This is a genomic window from Bacillus sp. LBA3-1-1.1 (assembly GCF_040676495.1).
Classification (GTDB): Bacteria; Bacillota; Bacilli; order Bacillales; family Bacillaceae_G; genus Bacillus_A; species Bacillus_A nitratireducens.
In genome coordinates, this window is the sequence record NZ_JBEGIB010000012.1 from 93999 (window position 1) to 117378 (window position 23380).

The 23380-nt window shown below is 35.4% G+C and carries 23 protein-coding genes, 3 other RNA genes and 2 riboswitches; of the genes, 23 read left to right on the plus strand and 3 right to left on the minus strand.

Annotation, left to right across the window (positions count from 1 at the left end; translation table 11 throughout):
* Nucleotides 1-77 precede the first annotated feature (77 nt).
* From gpsB to pbuX, 10 genes are all read left to right on the plus strand, one after another.
* Nucleotides 78-413 (plus strand): cell division regulator GpsB, encoded by a 336-nt coding sequence (gpsB, locus tag MRBLBA3_RS11475; RefSeq protein WP_000622426.1) that lies wholly within the window; start codon nucleotides 78-80, stop codon nucleotides 411-413.
* An 87-nt stretch (nucleotides 414-500) separates the two neighbouring features.
* Nucleotides 501-892: RNase P RNA component class B (gene rnpB, locus MRBLBA3_RS11480), an RNA gene on the plus strand.
* 180 nt (nucleotides 893-1072) lie between these two features.
* Nucleotides 1073-2212: a THUMP domain-containing class I SAM-dependent RNA methyltransferase gene (locus tag MRBLBA3_RS11485; protein ID WP_000521228.1), complete on the plus strand. Its 1140-nt coding sequence runs from the start codon at nucleotides 1073-1075 to the stop codon at nucleotides 2210-2212.
* A 61-nt stretch (nucleotides 2213-2273) separates the two neighbouring features.
* Nucleotides 2274-2456 (plus strand): DUF3921 domain-containing protein, encoded by a 183-nt coding sequence (locus tag MRBLBA3_RS11490; RefSeq protein ID WP_000376894.1) that lies wholly within the window; start codon nucleotides 2274-2276, stop codon nucleotides 2454-2456.
* A 138-nt stretch (nucleotides 2457-2594) separates the two neighbouring features.
* Nucleotides 2595-4532, plus strand: coding sequence for an ATP-dependent DNA helicase (locus MRBLBA3_RS11495; protein WP_000493719.1), 1938 nt, complete (start codon nucleotides 2595-2597; stop codon nucleotides 4530-4532).
* Nucleotides 4533-4633: 101 nt separating this feature from the next.
* Nucleotides 4634-6151 (plus strand): carboxypeptidase, encoded by a 1518-nt coding sequence (gene ypwA, locus MRBLBA3_RS11500; RefSeq protein WP_363381306.1) that lies wholly within the window; start codon nucleotides 4634-4636, stop codon nucleotides 6149-6151.
* Nucleotides 6152-6199: 48 nt separating this feature from the next.
* Nucleotides 6200-6673, plus strand: a complete 474-nt coding sequence (locus MRBLBA3_RS11505; RefSeq protein ID WP_212089902.1) for a GNAT family N-acetyltransferase — start codon at nucleotides 6200-6202, stop codon at nucleotides 6671-6673.
* Nucleotides 6674-6832: 159 nt separating this feature from the next.
* Complete coding sequence (locus MRBLBA3_RS11510; RefSeq protein ID WP_363381308.1) at nucleotides 6833-7579, plus strand: type I methionyl aminopeptidase; 747 nt, start codon at nucleotides 6833-6835, stop codon at nucleotides 7577-7579.
* Between the two features lie 116 nt (nucleotides 7580-7695).
* Nucleotides 7696-7797: riboswitch (purine riboswitch) on the plus strand.
* Between the two features lie 107 nt (nucleotides 7798-7904).
* Entirely contained in the window at nucleotides 7905-8498 is a 594-nt protein-coding gene (locus MRBLBA3_RS11515) for a xanthine phosphoribosyltransferase (RefSeq protein ID WP_000866479.1), read from the plus strand.
* 2 nt (nucleotides 8499-8500) lie between these two features.
* A complete protein-coding gene (pbuX, locus tag MRBLBA3_RS11520) occupies nucleotides 8501-9823 on the plus strand; it encodes a xanthine permease PbuX (protein WP_363381310.1) in 1323 nt (440 codons plus the stop codon).
* A 15-nt stretch (nucleotides 9824-9838) separates the two neighbouring features.
* On the opposite strand, the gene MRBLBA3_RS11525 is transcribed toward pbuX, so the two are convergent.
* Nucleotides 9839-11002: a DUF418 domain-containing protein gene (locus tag MRBLBA3_RS11525; RefSeq protein WP_212089904.1), complete on the minus strand. Its 1164-nt coding sequence runs from the start codon at nucleotides 11000-11002 to the stop codon at nucleotides 9839-9841.
* 100 nt (nucleotides 11003-11102) lie between these two features.
* On the opposite strand from MRBLBA3_RS11525, the gene MRBLBA3_RS11530 reads away from it, so the two are divergent.
* Nucleotides 11103-11360 (plus strand): hypothetical protein, encoded by a 258-nt coding sequence (locus tag MRBLBA3_RS11530; RefSeq protein ID WP_363381682.1) that lies wholly within the window; start codon nucleotides 11103-11105, stop codon nucleotides 11358-11360.
* A gap of 194 nt (nucleotides 11361-11554) precedes the next feature.
* Nucleotides 11555-15214, plus strand: coding sequence for a dynamin family protein (locus MRBLBA3_RS11535; protein WP_363381312.1), 3660 nt, complete (start codon nucleotides 11555-11557; stop codon nucleotides 15212-15214).
* 3 nt (nucleotides 15215-15217) lie between these two features.
* Here MRBLBA3_RS11535 and MRBLBA3_RS11540 read toward each other — a convergent pair whose 3' ends face one another.
* Nucleotides 15218-15472, minus strand: coding sequence for a DUF3931 domain-containing protein (locus MRBLBA3_RS11540; RefSeq protein WP_000369740.1), 255 nt, complete (start codon nucleotides 15470-15472; stop codon nucleotides 15218-15220).
* A gap of 71 nt (nucleotides 15473-15543) precedes the next feature.
* Here MRBLBA3_RS11540 and MRBLBA3_RS11545 point away from each other — a divergent pair, with 71 nt between their 5' ends.
* The 5 genes from MRBLBA3_RS11545 to ssrS (MRBLBA3_RS11565) all read left to right on the plus strand — a co-directional run bounded on the left by MRBLBA3_RS11545 (nucleotide 15544) and on the right by ssrS (MRBLBA3_RS11565) (nucleotide 17645).
* Entirely contained in the window at nucleotides 15544-16011 is a 468-nt protein-coding gene (locus MRBLBA3_RS11545) for a GNAT family N-acetyltransferase (protein WP_363381314.1), read from the plus strand.
* 21 nt (nucleotides 16012-16032) lie between these two features.
* The gene (locus tag MRBLBA3_RS11550; RefSeq protein WP_363381316.1) at nucleotides 16033-16305 is read left to right on the plus strand and encodes a YpbS family protein; all 273 of its coding nucleotides are present in this window, start codon (nucleotides 16033-16035) and stop codon (nucleotides 16303-16305) included.
* 2 nt (nucleotides 16306-16307) lie between these two features.
* The gene (locus tag MRBLBA3_RS11555; protein ID WP_212089907.1) at nucleotides 16308-17141 is read left to right on the plus strand and encodes a sulfurtransferase; all 834 of its coding nucleotides are present in this window, start codon (nucleotides 16308-16310) and stop codon (nucleotides 17139-17141) included.
* Between the two features lie 116 nt (nucleotides 17142-17257).
* Nucleotides 17258-17440, plus strand: a non-coding RNA gene (ssrS, locus tag MRBLBA3_RS11560) — 6S RNA.
* A 21-nt stretch (nucleotides 17441-17461) separates the two neighbouring features.
* Nucleotides 17462-17645, plus strand: a non-coding RNA gene (gene ssrS / locus MRBLBA3_RS11565) — 6S RNA.
* 54 nt (nucleotides 17646-17699) lie between these two features.
* Here ssrS (MRBLBA3_RS11565) and MRBLBA3_RS11570 read toward each other — a convergent pair.
* Nucleotides 17700-18149, minus strand: a complete 450-nt coding sequence (locus MRBLBA3_RS11570) for a hypothetical protein (RefSeq protein ID WP_001235545.1) — start codon at nucleotides 18147-18149, stop codon at nucleotides 17700-17702.
* Nucleotides 18150-18232: 83 nt separating this feature from the next.
* Here MRBLBA3_RS11570 and MRBLBA3_RS11575 point away from each other — a divergent pair, with 83 nt between their 5' ends.
* The 6 genes from MRBLBA3_RS11575 to MRBLBA3_RS11600 all read left to right on the plus strand — a co-directional run bounded on the left by MRBLBA3_RS11575 (nucleotide 18233) and on the right by MRBLBA3_RS11600 (nucleotide 23081).
* Nucleotides 18233-18544, plus strand: coding sequence for a hypothetical protein (locus MRBLBA3_RS11575; RefSeq protein WP_000169032.1), 312 nt, complete (start codon nucleotides 18233-18235; stop codon nucleotides 18542-18544).
* 3 nt (nucleotides 18545-18547) lie between these two features.
* On the plus strand, nucleotides 18548-19780 hold the full coding sequence (locus tag MRBLBA3_RS11580) for a glutathionylspermidine synthase family protein (protein WP_363381319.1): 1233 nt from the start codon (nucleotides 18548-18550) through the stop codon (nucleotides 19778-19780).
* Nucleotides 19781-20167: a DUF350 domain-containing protein gene (locus tag MRBLBA3_RS11585; protein ID WP_000606866.1), complete on the plus strand. Its 387-nt coding sequence runs from the start codon at nucleotides 19781-19783 to the stop codon at nucleotides 20165-20167.
* Between the two features lie 346 nt (nucleotides 20168-20513).
* A riboswitch (M-box (ykoK) riboswitch) is annotated at nucleotides 20514-20679 on the plus strand.
* 349 nt (nucleotides 20680-21028) lie between these two features.
* Nucleotides 21029-21754, plus strand: a complete 726-nt coding sequence (locus MRBLBA3_RS11590) for a cation-transporting P-type ATPase (RefSeq protein WP_000967616.1) — start codon at nucleotides 21029-21031, stop codon at nucleotides 21752-21754.
* 132 nt (nucleotides 21755-21886) lie between these two features.
* Nucleotides 21887-22753: a 5'-3' exonuclease gene (locus tag MRBLBA3_RS11595; RefSeq protein ID WP_000757066.1), complete on the plus strand. Its 867-nt coding sequence runs from the start codon at nucleotides 21887-21889 to the stop codon at nucleotides 22751-22753.
* 187 nt (nucleotides 22754-22940) lie between these two features.
* Nucleotides 22941-23081, plus strand: coding sequence for an FbpB family small basic protein (locus MRBLBA3_RS11600; protein ID WP_001228050.1), 141 nt, complete (start codon nucleotides 22941-22943; stop codon nucleotides 23079-23081).
* Nucleotides 23082-23380: the final 299 nt, after the last annotated feature.

Here is a 23380-nt window from a genome sequence, read left to right on the forward strand (position 1 = left end):
TATTTGATTGACAAAAGGCGTTGTTTCTGAAAAAATTTAGTTAATGAAAGCTTTGGCAAAAATTTGAGGTGAAGAAAATGATTTCGGATAAAATTAAATTAACAGCGAAAGATATTTTAGAAAAAGAATTTAAAACAGGTATGAGAGGTTATCAACAAGAAGAAGTAGATAAGTTTCTTGATATGATTATTAAAGATTATGAAGCTTTTCATAAGGAATTTGATCAATTAAAACAACAAAATGCTCGTTTGAAACGTGAATTAGAAGAACAAAAAGTAGCGGCAACACAAGTTCCGCAACAACCAGTACAAACACCAGTTGCACAACCAGTATATAACAATACGAATACGGATATTTTAAAACGTCTATCTAATTTAGAAAAAGCTGTATTTGGAAGTAAGTTATACGAATAAATTAGGGTAACAAAAAGGTTAAAGTAGTTTACATAGAAAAAAACATTGCAAAATCTTTTTGTTTCCACTATACTAATGTTTGTCATAACGTTTGGGTAATCGCTGCAACGCCAACGTTGTAGAGGAAAGTCCATGCTCGCACGACCTGAGATGGTCGTAGTGTTCGTGCCTAGCCAAGTCATAAGCTAGGGTATTCTGGCTGTGAAGCTGGTTTAACGGCAGGGAAAAAACCTAAGTCCTTTCGGATATGGTTTGACTACCTTTAAAGTGCCACAGTGACGAAGTCCTTGAAGAAATGATAGGAGTGGAACGAGGTAAACCCCACGAGCGAGAAACCCAAATAATGGTAGGGGAATCTTTTCTAAGGAAATGAACGACGGAAAAGGACAGGTTTTCATAACCTGTAGATAGATGATTACCACCGGAGTACGAGGCGTGGGCCGTTTGCAGTACAAAGGAACAGAACATGGCTTACAGAACGTTATGAACCAACTATGAAATAACTCAGCTCTCCTTTGTTAGAGGAGGGCTTTTTATTTGTATGAAGTTATAAATTATGAGTTAAAATGGTTAATGAGATAATTCTTCGTAAAATGTAATAATTAATAGGACAAATTGCTATTAATTATTGTTTGATTATACATAAGAGGTGAATGCAAATGGGAAAAGTTACTTTAATTGCAACAGCGGCAATGGGTATTGAAGCGTTAGTTGCCCGAGAAGTTCGTGATCTTGGTTATGAATGCCAAGTAGAAAACAGCAAAGTAACATTTGAAGCAGATGAAAAGGCGATTTGTCGCACGAACTTATGGTTACGTACTGCGGACCGTGTGAAAATTAAAGTTGGCGAATTCAAAGCAACAACATTTGATGAGCTGTTTGAAAAAACGAAAGCATTAAACTGGGGAGATTATATTCCGGAGAACGGGGAGTTCCCTGTTATCGGTAAATCTCTAAAATCTGAGTTATTCAGTGTTTCGGATTGCCAACGTATCGTTAAAAAAGCTGTCGTTGAAAAATTAAAAACAACATATAAACGTACAACTTGGTTTGAAGAAGATGGTCCGTTATTCCGTATTGAGATTGCAATGCTCAAGGATATTGCAACATTAACAATTGATGCGAGTGGTGTAGGACTTCATAAACGTGGATACCGCATGGATCAAGGGGAAGCTCCTTTAAAAGAAACATTAGCTGCGTCTTTAATTAAGTTAACAAACTGGAAGCCAGATCGTCCTTTCGTTGATCCTTTCTGTGGATCTGGAACAATTCCAATTGAAGCTGCGTTAATTGGACAAAATATCGCACCAGGATTTAACCGAGGCTTTGCATCGGATGAATGGGGCTGGGTTGGTAAACAAAATTGGCGCGAAGCTCGTCAAGAAGCTGAAGATTTAGCAAATTATAATCAACCATTGCAAATCATTGGATCTGATATTGACCATCGTATGATTCGAGTTGCTCAAGATAACGCAGAAGAAGTTGGATTAGGGGATCTTATATCATTTAAACAAATGCAAGTAAAAGATTTCACGACAAAAGAGGATTATGGCTATGTTGTAACGAATCCTCCATACGGAGAACGTTTAAGTGAAAGAGCGCTTGTTGAAAAATTATATAAAGAAATGGGAGAGGTATTCCGCCCATTAGATACGTGGTCAATGTATTTATTAACAAGTTATGAGGCATTTGAGAAGTGTTACGGAAAAGATGCATCGAAAAAGCGTAAACTGTTTAACGGATTTATCCGTACAGATTACTACCAATACTTCGGAAAACGTCCACCGCGTAATTCATAGTATAAAACTCCTCCAGCGTGCATATACTGGCTATTATGTAATGCGTAAAGGAGGAAGTGATATGGATAGTTTCCAATTATCGATGATTCAAAAAGCTATTCACCGTACGTATGATGAGCTCGGAAAAGAAGTGGATAGTCATGGCGTAATTGTAGATGAAATACAAAAAGCGCAGGAAGAATATTTATCAGCTCTTTCACATGAAACAGCGATTGATAAACGGTATTTAAAGTCATTAATATAGAAGAAAATTTTCCTTTTTCGAAAGGAAAATTTTTTTTCGTGTATTTCTATGTATTGCAACAGGGGAAAGTAGCTGTATACATATGTGTAGGAGCTGCTATATCTTTTTATAGAAAAACTGTTTGGTTGGAGGCTAAGGATGTTTACTGAGAAGAGATTACCATTTGAAGTAGGAAAACAAGACAATTTTTATGATAAGTTGAATGAGTGGATTGGAGATGTGTTTTACGACATCCTTCCGGAAAAAGGCTTTGAAGAGCGTGATGAACAAATTTTTATGGCGTTTCAGTTAGAGCGTGCTTTCCAAGAGAAAAAAGTTATGTTCGCAGAAGCGGGAGTAGGAACAGGGAAAACAATTGTATATCTTCTATATGCAATTTGTTATGCACGTTATACTGGGAAGCCAGCTATTATCGCTTGTGCAGACGAAACGTTAATTGAGCAGCTTGTGAAAGAAGAAGGGGACATTGCTAAGTTATCTGAAGCATTAGGACTATCTGTTGATGTAAGACTTGCGAAATCAATGGATAATTATTTATGTTTACGAAAACTAGAAGATGTTATGAGTGGGCGTGCTCCAGAAGTAATTGAAGACGTATATTATGAATTACCACAGTTTGTATTTGATCATGGTACGATGCAAAACTTTACTCACTATGGTGACAGAAAAGAATTTCCGCTTTTAAATGATGAGGAATGGTCAAAAGTAAATTGGGATTACTTCCAAGATTGCTTCACTTGTGATTCTCGTCATCGTTGTGGACAAACTCTTTCTCGTGAACATTATCGTAAAGCGGCAGATTTAATCATTTGCTCTCAAGACTTCTATATGGATCATATTTGGACGTACGATGCTCGTAAACGTGAAGGACAAATTCCATTACTACCTGAAAGTAGCTGTGTTGTATTCGATGAAGGACATCTTGTAGAATATGCAGCTCAAAAAGCTTTAACGTATCGTTTAAAGCAAACGATGATGGAGCAACTTTTAACGAGATTGTTACAAAACGATATTCGCGAAGAGTTTGCACATTTAGTGGAAGAAACAATTTGGCAAACAGAGCGATTCTTTGATGTGTTACAAGAGAATAAAAAGGAAATTGCCGGTTCTGATCGTTTAGAAATTACTGTGACAGAAAAGGTAACTGCAGAGGCGAATAGACTTTATGCTAAAATCGGTGAAGTCGGTGACGCATTAGTATTTGAAAGTGAAATGCATACAGTAAACACATACGACTTAAATATCGTTGATGAACATTTAGATGTGTTAGAACATTCGCTTCGTCTGTTCATGCACGAGAAAAATGTAATTACATGGGGTGAAGAAGGTGATGGGGCCTTCACGTTAGTTATTATGCCGCGTGCAGTTGAAGAAGTGTTACAAGAAAAAGTATTCTCAAAGAAGATTCCGTATATTTTCTCTTCTGCTACATTATCTAACAACGATTCGTTCGCATTTACAGCAAATAGCCTAGGGGTAAAAGATTACTTATCATTCTCAGTTGCCTCACCGTTTGATTATGAGGAGCAAATGGCAGTAAACTTATTATCGCATACGAAAGAAAATGAATGGGAAAGAAAGTGTCAATATACACTTGAAAATATACAGAAAACAAATGGACGTACACTTGTATTATTCCGTACAACACAAGAGCTTGCAGCGTTTAAAGAATATGTAAGTAAAGAGCAAATGTCAGTTCCGTTCCTATATGAGGGGGATCAAGAAATTAGTCAGCTCGTTTCTCGTTTCCAAAATGAAGAAGAGACTGTACTTTGTGCCGTTCATTTATGGGAAGGTTTAGATATTCCGGGCTCATCATTATCACATGTTATTATTTGGTCATTACCATTCCCTCCAAACGATCCTGTGTTTGAAGCGAAGCGTAAACATGTAAATGATCCATTCTGGGATGTAGATGTACCATATATGATTTTACGTCTTCGTCAAGGGATTGGCCGTTTAATTCGTACGAGCGACGATAAAGGTGCTATATCAATCTTCTTATCTGATACAGAAGATGAGAAAGTGGTAGAAGCGGTGAAAAACGTACTACCAGTAGAAGGTAAAGAATTATAAGGAGAAAGCTTGGCGCTTGCCAAGCTTTTTTTCTATTATAAAAGGAATTTAGATTTCCATGTCGAATTAAGTTTGAGGTAGAAAAAGGAGGTTTTTATACGATGACAGTAGCTACATATGAAGTAGAAAAACAATTTTTAACATATGTGAAGAAGATACAGAATTACGGAGAAGCATTAAGCTTAATGTTTTGGGACTTGAGAACAGGTGCGCCTAAAAAAGGTGTAGACCAGCGTTCAGAAGTAATTGGTATGCTTTCATCAGAAGTGTTTGCCATGTCGACTTCAGATGAGATGGGGAACTATTTAACAGAGCTTGAAGCTTTAATACGTGAAGACAAACTTTCTGAAACGACAAAGAAAATGGTTGAAGAGTGTCGTAAAGAATATGATAGAAATAAGAAAATTCCACAAGCTGAATACGAAGCGTATGTGAAATTAGAAGCGAAAGCGGAGAGTGTGTGGGAAGAAGCCCGCGAAAAATCTGATTTCGAAATGTTCCGTCCGTATTTAGAACAAATAGTTGAATTTAAAAAGAAATTTATTACATATTGGGGTTACGAAACATATAAATACAATACATTATTAGATATGTATGAGCCGGGTATTACAGTAGAAGTGTTAGATCACGTATTTGGTCAACTACGTGAGCGTATCGTTCCGCTCGTAAAAGAAATATCGGAGTCGCAAAAGAGATTAAAGACAAGTGCTTTATCAGAACATTTTTCAAAAGAAAAACAAAAAAACTTTACATTAGAGCTATTAAAGCAATTGAATTATGACTTTGAAGCAGGTCGTCTCGATGAAACGGTACATCCATTTGAGATTACATTAAATAGAGGGGATGTTCGTATTACGACACGCTATGACGAAAGAGATTTCCGTATGGCAGTGTTTGGAACAATTCATGAATGTGGTCATGCTGTATATGAGCAAAATATTGCAGAGAAATTTGAAGGTACACCGCTATGTAGTGGAACATCTATGGGTATTCATGAGTCACAATCATTATTCTTTGAGAACTTTATCGGTCGTAATAAATCATTCTGGAAGAAAAATTATGATTTATTAAAAGAGTATAGCGAGGGTCAATTCAATGGTATATCAGTAGATGAGTTTTATGATGCGATTAACGAATCGAAGCCATCGTTCATTCGTATAGAAGCAGATGAGCTTACATATCCGCTTCACGTCATGGTTCGTTATGAACTTGAGAAAGAATTGTTTGATGGTACATTACAAGTGAAGGATTTGCCAGCGGCTTGGAATGATAAGATGGAAGCATATTTAGGAATTCGTCCAGAAAACGATGCACAAGGTGTATTGCAAGATGTTCACTGGGCTGGTGGTTCATTTGGATACTTCCCATCTTATGCGCTTGGTTATATGTATGCAGCGCAATTTAAGGAAAGAATGATAAAAGACATTCCGAACTTTGATGCATTATTAGAAGTAGGAAACGTAACACCAATTCGTGAATGGTTAACAGCAAATATTCACCAATATGGTAAAACGAAAAAGCCGCTTGAAATTTTAAAAGATGTAACAGGTGAAGGGTTAAATGCAAACTACTTAGCTGATTATTTAGAAGCTAAATATAAAGAGATTTATGAGTTATAACACAGGAGCTGCTTAATTGCAGCTCTTTTTTATGAGGGAGTGTGAGAAATGGGCTATATATTTACAGTAATGTCGCAAACGGAAGCGGAAGAAATTGCATACAACTGGCATTATGAAGGGGAGTATTCTTTTTATGATATAGAGGCAGATCAAGAAGATTTAGCTGAATTTTTACATGATGAGAGTAGAGGGGACGACACATTTGCTGTGAAGGAAAATGGTACTCTTATTGGCTTTTTTAGCTTTTTCAGAATGAATAGTCGAACGGTTGATATCGGACTAGGAATGAGACCTAATATAACTGGAAATGGATTCGGTTTAAAGTTCGTAAAAGCTGGACTAGATTTTAGTGAAGAAAAATATGGTTGTAACTATATAACACTATCAGTAGCGACATTTAATGAAAGAGCAATTAAAGTGTATAAAAGAGCAGGGTTTGAAGCGGTTGGAACGTTTATACAGAAAACAAATGGTAGTTGTTTTGAGTTTTTGAAAATGAATTATATATGTAAAAATGATTAAAAAACAGAGGAGAGCTTCTGTTTTTTATTTTGATGTAGCAATAAATGATGTTTGTTTTTGTGCTCGCTGTAATTGGAGGTTTTGAAATTTTGGAAGAGGATGTGTATGATTGAAGTTTAGTAGTAAATAGCAAGTTTAGTAAGGAGAGGTAGAGATAGTATGATTACAATTAAAACGAAAAACGAAATAGATTTGATGCATGAATCTGGGAAATTACTTGCTTCATGTCATAAAGAAATTGCGAAAATGATGAAGCCAGGTATAACTACAAAAGAAATTGATACGTTTGTTGAAATGTATTTAAGAGATCATGGTGCTACATCTGAACAGAAAGGTTACAACGGGTATCCATATGCAATATGTGCATCTGTAAACGATGAAATGTGTCACGGTTTCCCGAGAGATGTACCTTTACAGGAAGGCGATATTGTGAAAATTGACATGGTAGTAAACTTAAATGGTGCGCTTTCAGATTCTGCATGGACGTATACAGTTGGCGATATTTCTAATGAAGCAGAAAGGTTATTGTTAGTAGCTGAGAGTGCATTGTACAAAGGGATTGATCAAGCGGTAATCGGTAATCATGTAGGAGATATTGGCCATGCCATTGAAAGTTATGCAAATGCTGAAGGTTTTTCTGTCGCAAGAGATTTTACGGGACATGGAATTGGTAAAGAGATTCATGAAGAACCAGCAATTTTTCATTTTGGTAAACCAGGGCAAGGGCCTAAGCTGCAAGAAGGAATGGTAATTACGATTGAGCCGATTGTAAATGTAGGTATGCGATATTCTAAAGTTGATTTAAACGGATGGACTGCAAGAACGATGGACGGTAAATTATCAGCTCAATATGAGCATACAATTGCGATTACAAAAGATGGGCCAGTCATTTTAACGAAGCTATAATAGAGAATGTAAGAGTTTGCAAAACTCGAACGAAAATAGTGTTTTTGTAAAATTTGTACGTGTTTTTTTAATAAATACTTTCCAAATTATAAAAAGTGCGTTATAATCCTTCTATAAAATAAATAGTTAGCTACACTCATATAATCGCGGGGATATGGCCTGCAAGTTTCTACCGAAGTACCGTAAATACTTTGACTATGAGTGAGGACGAATATATTTGCTTGTTTAGCATTCTTTTTTTGCGAAACTCCAAAAGCGCGTCTCTCACTTGTAACGAGTGGTGGCGGCTTTTGGAGTTTTTTATTGCATAAGAGGGGGAACAAACATGAAAGTATTACAAGAAAAGATTTTGAACGAAGGAAAGGTTTTATCTGGTGACGTATTAAAGGTAGATGCATTTTTAAATCATCAAATTGACCCAGTACTTATGCAAGAGATCGGAAAAGAATTTGCTAAACGTTTTAAAGAAGAGAACATTACAAAAATCGTGACGATTGAATCTTCAGGCATTGCACCAGCAGTTATGGCTGCATTAGAGCTTGGTGTAAAAGTAATCTTTGCAAGAAAACGTAAATCGTTAACGTTACAAGATAATATGTATGTGGCGAAAGTATATTCATTTACAAAACAAGAAACGAACGAGATTTCATTATCTCGAAATCATATCGATGAAAATGATCGTGTGTTAATCATTGATGACTTTTTAGCAAACGGCCAGGCTGCTTTAGGATTAATGAGTTTAGTAGAGCAAGCTGGTGCAAGTATTGCGGGAATTGGCATTGTTATTGAAAAAGCATTTCAAGATGGAGGAAAGAAGCTGCGTGAACAGGGTGTTCGTGTTGAATCACTAGCAGAAATTGCATCACTTGATAACGGCACAGTTACATTTGTACAGCAAGAAACTGCGGAGGTGAATTAACAATGAAGCAGCACCCATTTAAAATAGCATCGCTTGGTATGCAGCACATGCTTGCCATGTATGCTGGCGCAATTATTGTTCCTCTTATTGTCGGCGGAGGACTTGGTTTAAATCAACAAGAATTAACGTATTTAGTATCGATTGACTTATTAATGTGCGGCGTTGCAACGATTTTACAAGCATTATCAAATCGCTTTTTCGGTATTGGACTTCCGGTTGTACTTGGTTGTACATTTACAGCGGTTGGACCGATGATTGCAATTGGTAAACAATACGGTGTGTCTTCCATATATGGGGCAATTATTGCTGCGGGATTATTTGTTGTTATTTTCGCGAAATTATTTGGGAAACTTGTAAAACTATTTCCTCCTGTAGTAACAGGGTCTGTTGTTACAGTCATTGGGGTTACACTTGTTCCAGCAGCTATTAATGATATGGCTGGAGGAGTAGGCAGCAAAGATTTCGGAAGTCTTGAAAATTTAGCTTTAGCATTTGGAGTTTTATTATTTATCATCATTATGTATCGTTTCTTTGACGGATTTATCCGTTCAATCTCTATATTACTTGGTCTGTTGTTCGGTACAATTGCTGCGGCATTTATGGGGAAAGTAAGCTTGCAAGCGGTTGGAGAGGCAGATTGGTTCCATGGTATTCAGCCATTTTCCTTCGGTACACCAACATTTGAATTAACACCAATTATTACAATGATTCTCGTTGCTTGCGTAGGGATTGTAGAAGCAACAGGTGTATATTTTGCATTATCTGATATTTGTAATAAAAAGATCGGTGAAAAAGAATTAACAAAAGGTTATCGTGCAGAAGGATTAGCAATGGTTTTAGGTGGAATTTTTAACGCATTTCCATATACAACTTACTCTCAAAACGTAGGACTTGTTCAATTAACTGGAGTAAGAAATCGCGTTATTATTTATACTTGCGGTGGTATGTTAATTGTTCTTGGGTTCATTCCAAAAATCGCAGCTATCACAACAATTATTCCGAAATCAGTACTTGGCGGTGCAATGCTAGCAATGTTCGGTATGGTTATGGCATATGGTATTAAAATGTTAAGCAGTGTTGATTTTGGAAAACAAGAAAATTTATTAATTGTCGCATGTTCTGTCGGAATCGGACTTGGAGTTACAGTTGTTCCAACGTTATTCTCACAGCTTCCTGAAAATATTCGTATTTTAACGGATAACGGAATAGTTCTAGGAAGTGCGTCAGCAGTACTTTTAAATATCGTATTTAATATGGTGCCGCAGCGTAAAGTGAAAGTAAAAGAAGAGCCTGTTTCGATGCAAAGTGTAGTAAGAGAAGCGTAAAAAAGCAAGGTCTCATTATGAGACCTTGCTTTTCTTTTTAAGTGGCATCATCTTACCGTACGTACCAAGGCGCCAAATGTATTCAAGTGGCCCATATTGGTAACGTGAAAGCCACCAGCGGCTAATAAAGATTTGTAACGTATAAAAGCCGATGCAAAATAGTGGTCCCACCCATAATGGAGCGGGATAATAATTTTTGAAAAATAGGCCGAATACAAGTAACGTAACAATCGTATGCGTGATGTAATTTGTTAACGCCATTCGTCCGACATATTGGAACGGACGTAATAATGTTTGCCATCTTTCTTTTTGTAATAAACGCATGAGCGTGAAAATGTAGAATATGAATAATGTTTTTCCACTAAACATTGTAAAGGCCTGCATATAAAATGGTTCATAAGATGGTTTTGATAAGAAGTAACGGACCATGAAGAACCACATTGGTAATGTCAAAATGAACATAATGATTTGCCATTTTTTAAGCTTTGGATCTAACTCTTTCGTGCGGCGGAAAATATCTTTTTTGCCGGCGTATAAACCAAGTAAAAATAGTCCAACTGTTTCTGGGAGCATGAATGCGTTTAGTCCAATTCCTTCAGAATAAAATGCATGGAAACGATTTTGTATTTGTGACACCCAGTCTTCAAGTGGCATGATCGGTAAGGAAAACCCTAACTCTGCCTTTGGTACTAAGGCAACCACTATACTAGCGATTAGCATGAAAAACTGAAAAATACTTAATAAAACGATTGCCCATATTAAAATGGTACGAGGTTCTCTCTTATAAAATAAAAATAAGAAAAATCCAGCGATTGCATAAGTATGTAAAATGTCTCCGTCCCATAAAAGAACGTAATGTAAGAAACCAAATAATAATAAAATAAGTAAGCGACGAACAAATAAAGTTTTTGGGCGATCTGTTTTCGCTTCAGCACGAGTCATAAAAATGTAAAAGCCTAGGCCGAATAAAAACGAAAAGATTGTATAAAATTTGGTTTGAATAAACATATCGTAAAATAGACGGATATAGCTATCTAGCCCCTCATAAACTCCTGAAAGATCACGTGAGTCAATCCCAGCGATAACAGGCCAGTTAACAAGAAAAATACCTAGTACAGCTATTCCTCTAATAATATCGATGGAATGTATCCTCTCGCCTTGTGAAATATTTTGTGTCATTATTTTCCTCCTTGTTAAGTAATTCCCTTTTATTATACAAAATGTAAAGAGGAGGGTATATAGGTAATTTCCAATTTTTAAAGCTGTTAAGTTGTGTATTATGAGATATAATAAGAGTGCACAGCAAGTTTTAAACTTCTTTAAAACAGGCAGTAAAGCTCCTTTTCCCGAAGGAGCTTTCTTTTTTAGAAATTTGTTGATAATGATTCTCTTTAATGATAAAATGTATTCAAAAGTGATAATCATTATCAAAAAAGGTTGGTGTATTAATATGGTGTATGCACTTGTTGCAGGAACGATTGCTATATATGTTGGTGTTACAAAGTATGTATTAAATGGAGTAGGAACAACAAAATGAATAATATTACATAAAATCCCTTTCATTTGTAAAAAGAATGAAAGGGATTTTTTTATTTTTAATGAGAATATGCTGAAAATTTAGTATGATAGTAAAGTGAAACTGTAATCATGGGGATGCTCAGTCTTAAATGATTATTGTCACACAAATAGCGGGATAAAGTATATACATCTTGGATAAAGGGGAACAAGGGGATGACAAACATAGTACAAACAAACGGTATGAAAAAACTTGTTTGTTTTTATGAAGAGTGGCAAAAACATGGAGATGCAGAGAATAGTTTGAAGTTGTTTGAAGTGATTCAAAAATATAAACAAGAACAGCTTATGATAGCTTTTTGTGGTCATTTTTCGGCAGGGAAATCGACGATGATGAATCATCTATATAAAGCGCAATTACTACCGACAAGTCCAATTCCAACGAGTGCTAATGTCGTTAAAATTGAAAAAGGTTCTGATCGCGTTGTTGTTACGATTAAGTCTGGAGAGCAGTATGAATATGACGGCGCATATTCAGCAGAAGAATTAAAACAAATATGTAAAGACGGTGATGAGGTAATTGGTGTTCATATTTATCGAAATGATGCACCGATTCCTGACGGAGTTATGTTAGTTGATACGCCAGGAATTGATTCTACAGATGATGCTCACCAATTAGCAACAGAATCAACACTGCATCTTGCAGATGTTATTTTTTACATGATGGATTATAACCATGTCCAATCAGAAGTAAACTTACAATTTGTTAAAGAATTGAAACAACGTAATAAAACGGTTTATCTTGTTGTAAACCAAATAGATAAACATAAAGAAAATGAACTATCTTTTGAAGAGTATAGAGAAAGTGTAAAACAATCTTTTGCTAACTGGGATATTGAAGTGGATGGTATTTTTTATACATCATTACGAATGATGAATCATCCATACAATGAGATTCAAAGTTTAGAAGTACTAATCTCTTCTATCATGAAAGAAAAAGAGCAGTATGTAAGTAAGGGAATGGAGCGAGAAACAGAATATTTACTGCAAGAACATTTCTCATTTATTCTTTCTGAAAATGAAAAACAGCTTATAAAATATGCGGAAGAATTAGTCTTACCGCTGTCGCTTTCAGAGATTGTTGAAAAGAAGGAAGAGTTAATTGAAAATAAAAATCGAGCATCGAGTAAAGCGTCTGATGTAAGAAATGAATTTATTAAAGGTTTACAAGCTATATTAGATAACGCGTATTTAATGCCATTTGAAATGAGAGAATTGGCAAATGAGTATTTAGAAACGAAATTAACGAAATTTAAAGTTGGTTTGCTATTTGCGAAGGGAAAGACGGAGCAAGAAAAACAGAGACGTGTGGATGCTTTTCATTCCACCCTTCAAAAGACTGTTGAAACGCAACTTGATTTTCATGTGAAAGAATTCATTGTAACCTTCTTAAAGGAAGAGGGATTATTTACAGAGGAAATTGGGAAGGACATATATGCTCTAGAGATTGCTTTCGGGCCGGAATTATTGGCTGAGACAATTAAACAAGGGGCTGGCTTTACTGGTGATTACTTACTTCTATATACCGCTGATGTTGCAAATGAGTTGAAAAAAAGATACTTTATGAAATCTCAGCAAATCTTTGGGAAAAGTACGGGTACATTGCAAAAAAAAGCGAAGATAGAAGTTGCTCGTATTGAAGAAGAGATTGAAAAATACACGATGTTACAAACAGCAAAAGAAACGAAATTACAATACATTCAGGCGTATGAGGAATATGAGAGCTATTTAGGAGATGTTTGGAATGAACATATTTCTATACCAGATGGATTGCGAATAGACGAAATATTACAAAGTGAAAAACAAATTGTTAGTGAGAAGTTTACGCTACAAGAGCAAGAAATCGTAAATGATAACGAAATGGCTAGTGAAGAAGAAATTAAAGGGACGGCAGCTTTAAATATTCAGCGTATATTAGAAAAAGTGAAGAAAGCTGAAACAATATTAGATCCATTGCCTACACTGAAACATTTACAGCAAGAAGTAGTTGGAAAAAGACAGCGTGTAGAAACGAAGCAATTTACAGTAGCATTATTTGGAGCTTTTAGTGCTGGGAAATCATCATTTGCTAACGCATTGCTCGGTGAAAAGGTGCTTCCTGTATCACCAAACCCAACGACAGCAACGATTAATCAAATTTTGCCGGTTACAGAGGAAAAACCACACGGAACAGTAATTGTTCAGTTTAAATCAAAGCAAGCACTATTAGAAGATGTGAAAGCTGTTTATAAGCTGTTTCATTATGAGATTACTACGTTAGATGAAGCGTTAACGCAAATTGATAAAATTATGAAATATCCTTCACCGAGCGGGAAGCAAAAAACAACATTTAGCTTTTTACGAGCGGTACAAAAAGGATATGAGGCAGTTGCTGCTCATTTAGGGGAACAAGTACAAGTAACGTTAGAAGAATTCTCTGATTATGTAGCTAATGAAGAAAAATCATGCTTTGTTGAATATATGGAGCTTTATTACGATTGTGCTTTAACAAGACAAGGAGTAGCTCTTGTAGATACACCAGGAGCTGATTCTATTAACGCCCGCCATACGGATGTTGCATTCCAGTATATTAAAAATGCGGATGCTATTTTATTCGTAACATACTATAATCATGTTTTCTCTCGTGCAGATCGTGAATTTTTAATTCAGCTCGGTCGTGTAAAGGATACGTTTGCGCTTGATAAAATGTTCTTCTTAATTAATGCGGCCGATTTAGCAGAGTCTGAAGAAGAACTTGAAATGGTAAAAGGTTATATTGCAGATCAGCTCTTGCAATATGGTATTAGAAATCCGCGTTTATTTGCAATTTCAAGTTTATGTGCGCTTGAGGAAAAACAAGGGAAAAGTATTGACAAAGAAAAGTATGGCGTCTTACAAAACTCTGGGATTGCTAAGTTTGAAGAATCATTTACATCCTTTATGATGAGAGATTTAATGCTTGTATCTGTGCATGCTTTATATGGTGCATTGCAAGGAGCAAATCAGCTTCTAGTAAATATGATAAATGGCGCAAAGCAGGGAAATGATGAGAAAGTGAAGCAAACAAAAAAATATGAAGCAGAGCGTGATCAGCTACTTCATATTATTTCATCATATAGTGTGCTTGCTGAAGAACAAGCAATGCAAAATGAAGTGAAAGAATTGCTTTATTACGTACAACAACGCTTATTCCTGCGCTATAACGATGTGTTTACTGAATTTATTAATCCAGCATCACTTCGAACGGATGGGAATGTAAAAACGCAGTTGCAACAGTGTGTAATGGAATTAGTTTCATTTATTCAACATGATTTATTACAAGAAATGCGTGCGACATCATTACGTCTTGAAAGATGGATAGATGAAGCGATGAAGCGCGCGAAGGATGAAATTGTTGTGAACTGCAAAGGAGAAAATGAATCGATTTCTATGGGTGGAACAGTAGATTATGAATATAAAGTTATTACACATAAAGAGCCATTTCCTTCAATAGAAATAAAAGATTTCAAAAAGGCACTAGCGCGTTTTAAAAATGAGAAAAGCTTTTTTGAAAAAAATGATAAAGCTTTTATGCAAGAAGACGCTAAAGGAGTACTAGAACCTTTCGTATCAAACTATGTAGCTGATGAAGAAGATTTATTCGTTCATCATTATAAGCAAGAGTGGGATACAAAATGGAATTTATTCCAAAAAGTGATGCAACAAGATGTTGAGAAATATTATGAAAGTATATTATTTGCTTTAGCTGAAACAATTGATGTAACACTATATGAGCAAAGTAAAGAAGAGCTTCAAAAGCAGTTAATAGAAATAGAAAAAGAAATTTATGTTATATAGTCGCTATGAAAAAAAGATTCGTTCAATTTTCTTTTGTAATACAGTATCTAAAGATTTTACGAACCCTGCGAATTCATCAGTAGAAATCATATGAGTAAGAACTAAGCGTCTGCCGTCTGGTGTTTCACCGCATAAGACGAATGAAGAAAACTCATATGTTTTGTTTTCGACTACTAATTTGGGATAGGAATATGTGTCGCTCTTCTTTTTCTTTCCATCAATGGAGATGACGTTGCATTTTTTCTCATTGTTGTCCATGGTGAATCCCTCCTTTCTATTACTTATGGTAGACAAGGAGGGTTTAGAACAATAGAGAAGGGGGAATTTTTATGGATGTTGTATTAAATCGTGTTTCTAAAGATAATGTGCCAAAGTCTTTACTCTTGCTTGCTGATCCAAGCGAGCGGCAAATCGCTACATATATACAGAGAGGAATGGTATATGTAGCTAAAGTAGAGGGGAAAGTGGTTGGTGTATATGTGTTGTTAGAAACAAGACCAAAGACGATGGAAATTATGAATATTGCGGTTGTAGAACATATGCAAGGGAAAGGTATTGGTAAGAAGATGTTGTTGCATGCGATAGAAATAGCTAAAGGATATGACATGCACAAAATTGAAATTGGGACAGGTAATTCTAGCGTTTTACAACTTACGTTATATCAAAAATGTGGATTTCGTATTTTTTCTATTGATTTTGATTACTTTTCAAAGCATTATGAAGAAGAGATTATTGAAAATGAGATTGTATGTCGTGATATGATTCGGCTTGCAATGGAATTGAATAAGAACGTATAACTTATTTAGGGGGAAGAGAAGATGGAAGTACATAAAGCAATTACAGCACATTCTCGTAAACAAAATGAAAGTGTAAAAGCATGTTTACAATTAGATGCGCAGCGTGAAGCAGCTATTGAAGTAGCCGTATCTCTTGCGTCAAAGGGGAAAGAATTTTCGGTTGATGTCATTAATGTTGTAACAAAGCAAATTAATGATCTTGCAAAAAATGGTGTTACACTGCAGCGTAAATTTGTTACAGAAGAAATGGTTATGGAGTATGTAAGTCGTTTGCAAGAGAAAGAAGGTCGTTAAAGATGATAGTTACAGTCGAATGGTTACGTGAACATATAGAAGATGAGAATGTCCGTATAATCGATTGTCGTTTTGATTTAGCGAATCCTAATTGGGGTAGAGAAAAGTATGAGGAAGAACATATTCTTCATGCGTTATATTTTGATTTGAATTTAGATTTATCAAGTCCTGTAACAGAACATGGTGGTCGCCATCCATTGCCGAATATTGAGGAGTTTGCAGACAAGCTTTCACAAGCTGGTATTGGTGAACATACGACAGTAATTGCATATGACAGTCAAGCGGGTGCAAATGCTTCTCGTCTCTGGTGGTTATTAAACTATGTAGGACATGAGAAAGTATATATATTAGATGGCGGATTTCCAGCTTGGAAAGAGAATGGACTACCGATAACAACGGAAATTCCTGTTGCTATACGAAAAACATTCAAAGCAAATGTACAAGATCATATGCTTGTAACGATGGAAACGGTGAGAGAGAATATTCATGCAGGTGCAGATGTTACGTTAATTGATTCTAGAGAGCCAAAACGTTATGCTGGTGTAGAGGAACTAGTTGATCCAAAAGCAGGACATATTCCGACAGCAGTAAACTATTTTTGGAAGGATGGAATTGTACAATCAGGACAATTTAAGAATGAAGCTGGACAACAAGAACGATTCCGAAATCTTTCGAAAGATAAGGAAACAATTGTATATTGTGGTTCTGGTGTTACAGCCTGTCCAAATATCCTTGCATTGAAATTAGCTGGATTCCAAAATGTTAAATTGTATGCAGGTAGCTGGAGTGATTGGATTTCTTATCCAGAAAATCAAATTGCAAAAGAAGAAGATTAATCACTTGCATGCAAAAATAATTTGTATTAAAATAAGGTCACAAGCAAGAGATTGCTCGAAAAAATTTGTATTTTACACATTGGAAACAATGTGATAATATAACGACAAGTAAATAATACATCCTGCGGTGTGCGTAACTTATTTATGTCTAAAACCGATGTTAGTTATACGGAAGCTCAATATTTAGCGACCATCATCAAGCCTTCCTTGTGGAGGAAGATGTACGGTAACTGTGAGGGCATCCACCTGCGAGTAGCGGGTTTTTGGACATTTACGAGGAGCGGCACGTGCGGGGGTCTTATTTCAACTAACATTATATAAAATTCCTACGGTGTACGTAGCTTATGCATGTCTTAAACCAATAAGTTTAATATGGAAGTTCAATATTTAAATGTAGCTAACATGCCGTCTTTTTAAGAAGGAAGTTACAAACATTTGTGAGAGCATCCACCTGTGAGAGCAGGTTTATGGACATCTAGAGAGAACGGCATATGTGGGGCTAAATAAAAACCTTACGTTTTATACGTAAGGTTTTTTTGTTGCATAAATATATCTACTTTATCTGGATTCACCTGTGAAGTTTCCATAATAAATATAGCACTTTCTGTCTTCATCAATCTCTCTTGAATCTAAAGTGAACTCCATATGCATGCCGTCGCGCTGAATATATATAATATCTGAATGAAGAGATGGTAAAATTTCTTCATAGTTCCATATATCTTTACTATCTATTATGCATGAACTCGTTTCACTTAGTTCTCTAACTTCAAAACCGATGTGGGAGTATGTAGGGTCTGAAGGGTCATTTGCAAACTCTTCTTTTTGAATATATATAACTGCTGTTCCGTCTGGATCTACTGAAGTTGCAGTAACAACATATGTATTTTTATCTTTTATAAAATATTCACAAGTCATACGTGCGATGATTTCAGGATTAGAAATATTTGCGTAGTTCCATAAAGCAGGATACCCTTTCGTTTCGTTATTAAGTCGATATTCTAAGCGCATTTTATCCCTCTTCTTCCTTTTTCTTCTACTTTATCATGCCATCCTATATAATAGGAATAGAATTTAAAAAGGGGAGTGCGAAGGTGACAAAAACGAAATGGCTAGTAGGTGGTGTCGTAACGTCTTTAATGACTGGCACTTTATTTGGCTGCGCACAAGATCTTCCCCCAAAACCGAATGATAATAGTTGTTCAGATTGGGATTGGGATGATGAACTTGGGGTATGGCAGTGTGATGATAGTAGTTCAGGTTATCGTGGGCATTACTTCTATGGTGGGAGTTACTATCAAAATAAATCCACTTTTAAAAATTCATCGGCGTTTAAATCTTATCAATCGTCTGCGGAATTTAAAGGTGGAATTGGAAGCGGTTCAAAGGGAGGATTTGGGGGCTAAAATATGTCGCAATACATAAGGGATCGAAAAGAGTTTTATTCGAAATATCCGAATTTTTGGTCGGATTTATATGAAAGTGAGTATAGTTTGTTTCATGTTTTTCCAATAACAGAGCAAACTATGAAACAGTTGCAAGTAGCGACTGAACGAATGGGGGAAATATTTTTTAAGACTGCTAGAATTTTTCGGAGTTTATCTGACGAGCAGCTGTTGGAATTTGGTTTTCCACCTACAAGCTTGCCTTTTATTAGGATGAAAGGACTGTATCCTGAATCTGTTATTTCACGATTTGATTTTGCCTTAACAGATGATAATTGTATTAAAATGCTTGAGTTTAATAGTGATACACCAACTTTTATTGTAGAATGCTTTCAAATGAATGGGGAAGTTTGTGAAGAGTTAGGCTATGGTAATCCAAATGCAAATGAAGAGCGTTTACTGTCTTCTGGTATTACAAAGGCTGTAATGGAAGCGACAAAAGGGATAGAGACTCCAAATGTCGTTTTTACATCTCATCATGAACATATAGAAGATTGGAATACGACTATGTATTTGAGTCAGTTATGTCAAGTTGAAAATAAAGTGATGCCAATGTCGGAGCTTAGAATTACTGATGATGCTTTAGTAGATGGAGATGGTGTACGAATCGATGTTTTGTATCGTCAAACATATCCGATTGAAGATTTGATTGAAGATCGAGATCCGGAAACAGGGGATTTGGTAGGAGTGGAACTTTTGCAACTTGTGAAAGAAGGAAAGCTTTTTATTATAAATCCTGTATCGGCTTTTTTACTTCAGCCTAAATCAATTCAATGTCTTATTTGGGGATTAGCAGAAGAGGGGGTTTTTTACACAAGTGAGGAACAACAGTGGATTAAAGAATACATGCTACCTACATATTTAGAGCCGGATTTATTTTTGGAAAAGAATTCTTTCGTTCAAAAACCTTCGTTTGGTAGGGAAGGGGATACGATTACGATTCGTGATAAAGACGAAAGTATTATAATTCGAAATGTGCATGAAACATATAAAACGTCACTACCGATATTTCAAGAATATACAGAGCTTCCAGTAGTTGTTCTTGAAACTGAAAAAGGGATTGAAGAGCTCTCATATGTATTTGGGGCGTTTTTAATTGCTGGAAAAGCGAGCGGTATCGGAATACGTGCTGGAGGAAAAATTACAGGGAATGAATCGTATTATTTACCGGTAGGTATTAAAAAGGGGGGGAAATAAATGATTAATTTTTTACTATATTTAGGAGTATCACTTGCACTACTATGTATCGGCCTTTTTCTTATGGAAGTAACAACGAAAGTGAAAGAGTTCAAGTTAATGGCTCAAGGAAACAAAGCGGTAAGCTATGTACTTGGAGGAAGAGTACTTGGGCTAGCTATCGTTTTATATTCAACAGCTGCTAATTCTATTTCACTTTTGGATATGGTCTCGTGGGGAGCAGTTGGGATATTAGCACAGATTGTTGTATTTTATTTAGCAGAATGGCTTACACCACGTTTTAACATTAATAAAAGCCTTGAAGAAGATAATCAAGCAGTCGGTCTATTCCTTATGTTTTTATCACTTTCAATCGGAGTTGTAATTGCTGGTTGTGTAACATATTAAAATCCTTACGTTTTAACGTAAGGATTTTATTTTTTATGTGCTAATTTTTTGCAATATGTGTTCAAGTAATTTATCCCGATATTTGTGGGCAGTAAAACTTTTACCTCAAAATTCAGCTGGAGCAAAGAAGTTATTTGGGAGATTAACTGCCCGTAAAAGTCCGATTGGTGAGGGCTAATAATCAGTGGGGGATGAACAAAACCCCCCACTGATTAAAGTTTCACTTTATGTAGTCGAATGCGTATTAGTGTACTTTACTAGAGGTAGTTGTTGTAATAAGGAAAAGTTTCCATACAAAGTGTTGACATCTATTTTAAATAAGAGTAACATTTTCTATGTAATTAAAATAAGTCTCTGTTAGGTGAGGCTCCTGTATAGAGAAATGCTACTGCCCAAAAATGTCGAGAGACGCCAATGGGTCAACAGGAATGATCGAATTAAGGTTTTTCTTAACGTAGCTGGTAATGAACCTATGCTATACAGTGCTAAAACTCGACGAGGGAGAGGTCCGTAGATTTCTAATTATATTAGGAATCGCTTATTTGTGTATGCAATGACCTTTGCTCTCTTATGAGTAAGGGTCTTTTTTTGTTACAAAGCTATGAATAATTTCATAGTATAGATTATAACTAAAAAATAAATGAGGAGGTGAGGAGCATGTCAAATTCTGACTCGGTTCCGTTACCCATATGCTTCAAATCAAAAATGTATGATGTAGGCAGGAAACGACTTGTTCCTCCCTTTATATTTATCATAATGTAGCGTTTATTCGAGTATTCCAGCGCTAGACACTTTCACGCTAAAGTGGATAAATTGAGAAACAAAGCGTTTCTTCCTATGTTTAAAGGAGGAGACGATAATATGTTATATGTAAATAAAAGTGTGGGTAACACTACTTATAAATTAAGTAAAAAAGCAATGAAAGAACAAACAATGCTTCAAAAGAATAAAGATCTATTAATTGAAATCGCAACAAGAGATGTAAAATCTGTATTTGCGTATTTTAAAACAACAAGAGACGGGCTATCTATGAAAGAGGCACAAAAACGTATTCAAGTATACGGGCGAAATGAATTAACTTCAAAAAGAGCACGTATTGCGGAAGTAATGATGAAGCTAAGTGAAATGATCCCAGGTCTTTCAAAACAAAATGTGAGTGATGAATTACAATGTGAAACAGTTACTGTTTCTAGAGTAGAAGCATCTAGCCTACCAGGGCTAAACAATGAATTGAAAATGATGAAGCTACCAGTACAAGAGCTTGTACCTGGGGATATGATTTTTCTTTCAGAGGGCGATACAGTACCAGCAGATGTACGTATTATTTATGCAAATGATTTATTAGTGAATGAATCTATGCTGACAGGAAACGATGCTAGTATTGAGAAATTTGAAAGCTGCTATCATCTAGAACGTAAACGATTTATTCCATTAAAACGGATGAAAGACTATAATCCACTTGAACTTGAAAATGTATGTTTCAAAGGTACGTATATTGTTGGCGGAACTGCAAAAGCTGTAGTTGTTTCGACAGGTAAAAATACGTATTCAGGAATACTTCATACTTGTTGTGGTAGAACGTCTTAATTTGTTAATGATGCTAAATATAAAAAAACAATGTATAATAGACAAAGTTGAACAAAAACGTAGAATGGTAATCTATATATAACCTTACGTGATAACGTGAGGTTATTATTTTTTGTTAGTAGGAGAGGTATTATGAAAAAAGTATTATTAGTTGATGGTATGGCACTATTATTTCGTGCTTTTTACGCAACAAGTGTCTACGGACAATTTATGAAGAGACAAGATGGTACCCCAACGAATGGGATTCATGGTTATATGAAGCATTTATTAACGGCAACACAAGCAATTGAGCCAACACACATTGTAACGTGCTGGGATATGGGAAGTACGACATTTAGAACAGAATCGTTCTCGAATTATAAAGCAAATCGTGCAGCACCGCCGGAAGAATTAATTCCACAATTTGATTTAGTGCAAGAAATGACTGCTAAATTATCAATTCCAGTCATCGGAATGAAAGGGTATGAAGCTGATGATTGTATTGGTACGCTTGCAAAGCAATATTGTAATGAGGCTGAAGTTTATATTTTAACTGGTGATACAGATTTACTTCAACTTGTTGATAAGAACGTTACAGTTATGCTTCTGCGTAAAGGAATTGGCAATTACGAGTATTACACACCAGAGAAAATCATGGAAGAGAAAGGCGTAGAACCGTGGCAAATTGTCCATGCGAAAGCTTTCATGGGGGATACGAGTGATAATTATCCAGGTGTAAAAGGTATCGGTGAAAAAACAGCATATAAGCTTATTCAAGAACACGGAACAGTATCAGCCGTACTAGAAAATGTAGCGTCATTAACGAAAGCACAGCGTACAAAAATTGAAAGTGATTTAGAGAACTTAAATATTTCATTACAATTAGCGCAAATTCATTGTGAAGTTCCAATTTCATGCTCATTAGAAGAAGGATTGCACACAATGGACGAAGAAAAACTACGATTTGTTTGTGAAGAAATGAATTGGGGAAGACCTGAAATATTAATTAATATGCTTTAAAGAGCATGGAAAGGTTGATCAAATATATTTTTGATTAACCTTTCTTTTTTTGTTCACAAAGTTGTCAGAAAATAAACGGAATTTTCATCTGAAGTTCAAATGGAATTCACAACAATCAATTATTATAAGAACACACAGATAATTCCTTATCTTTTATATAAACCATCCCCCAAGGAGGAAAATAAACATGCGAAAAAAAGTGAGAAAATCCTTTAAACAATTATTAATAGAAAATAAACAATCCCTACTAACTAATAAAGAGAATATGAAAGAAATTGAAGAACGGATTGAGAAACGGCATGTAGCATATAATGGTGCTAATAATTAAATAAAATAAAAAAGATAGCCTATAAATAAAGGCTATCTTTTTTATTTTATATTGAAAAAACACTAGTCCTCTCTTTAATTTTGTAAGTATGCAACATATTTTTATAGTGTTTTTCTAACAATATTACCCATTTTTTGAGGTTGAAATTGGCATATACCAATTTTTGAGATTCGCTATTCATAATATTACAAAAAATGTTACAATACACTCAAATTTATACTATAAAATCATTTTAATATGAAAAATTGGAATGAAAAGAAAGGAGAGGAATATGAATAAAGATGTCGCTTTGAAATGAT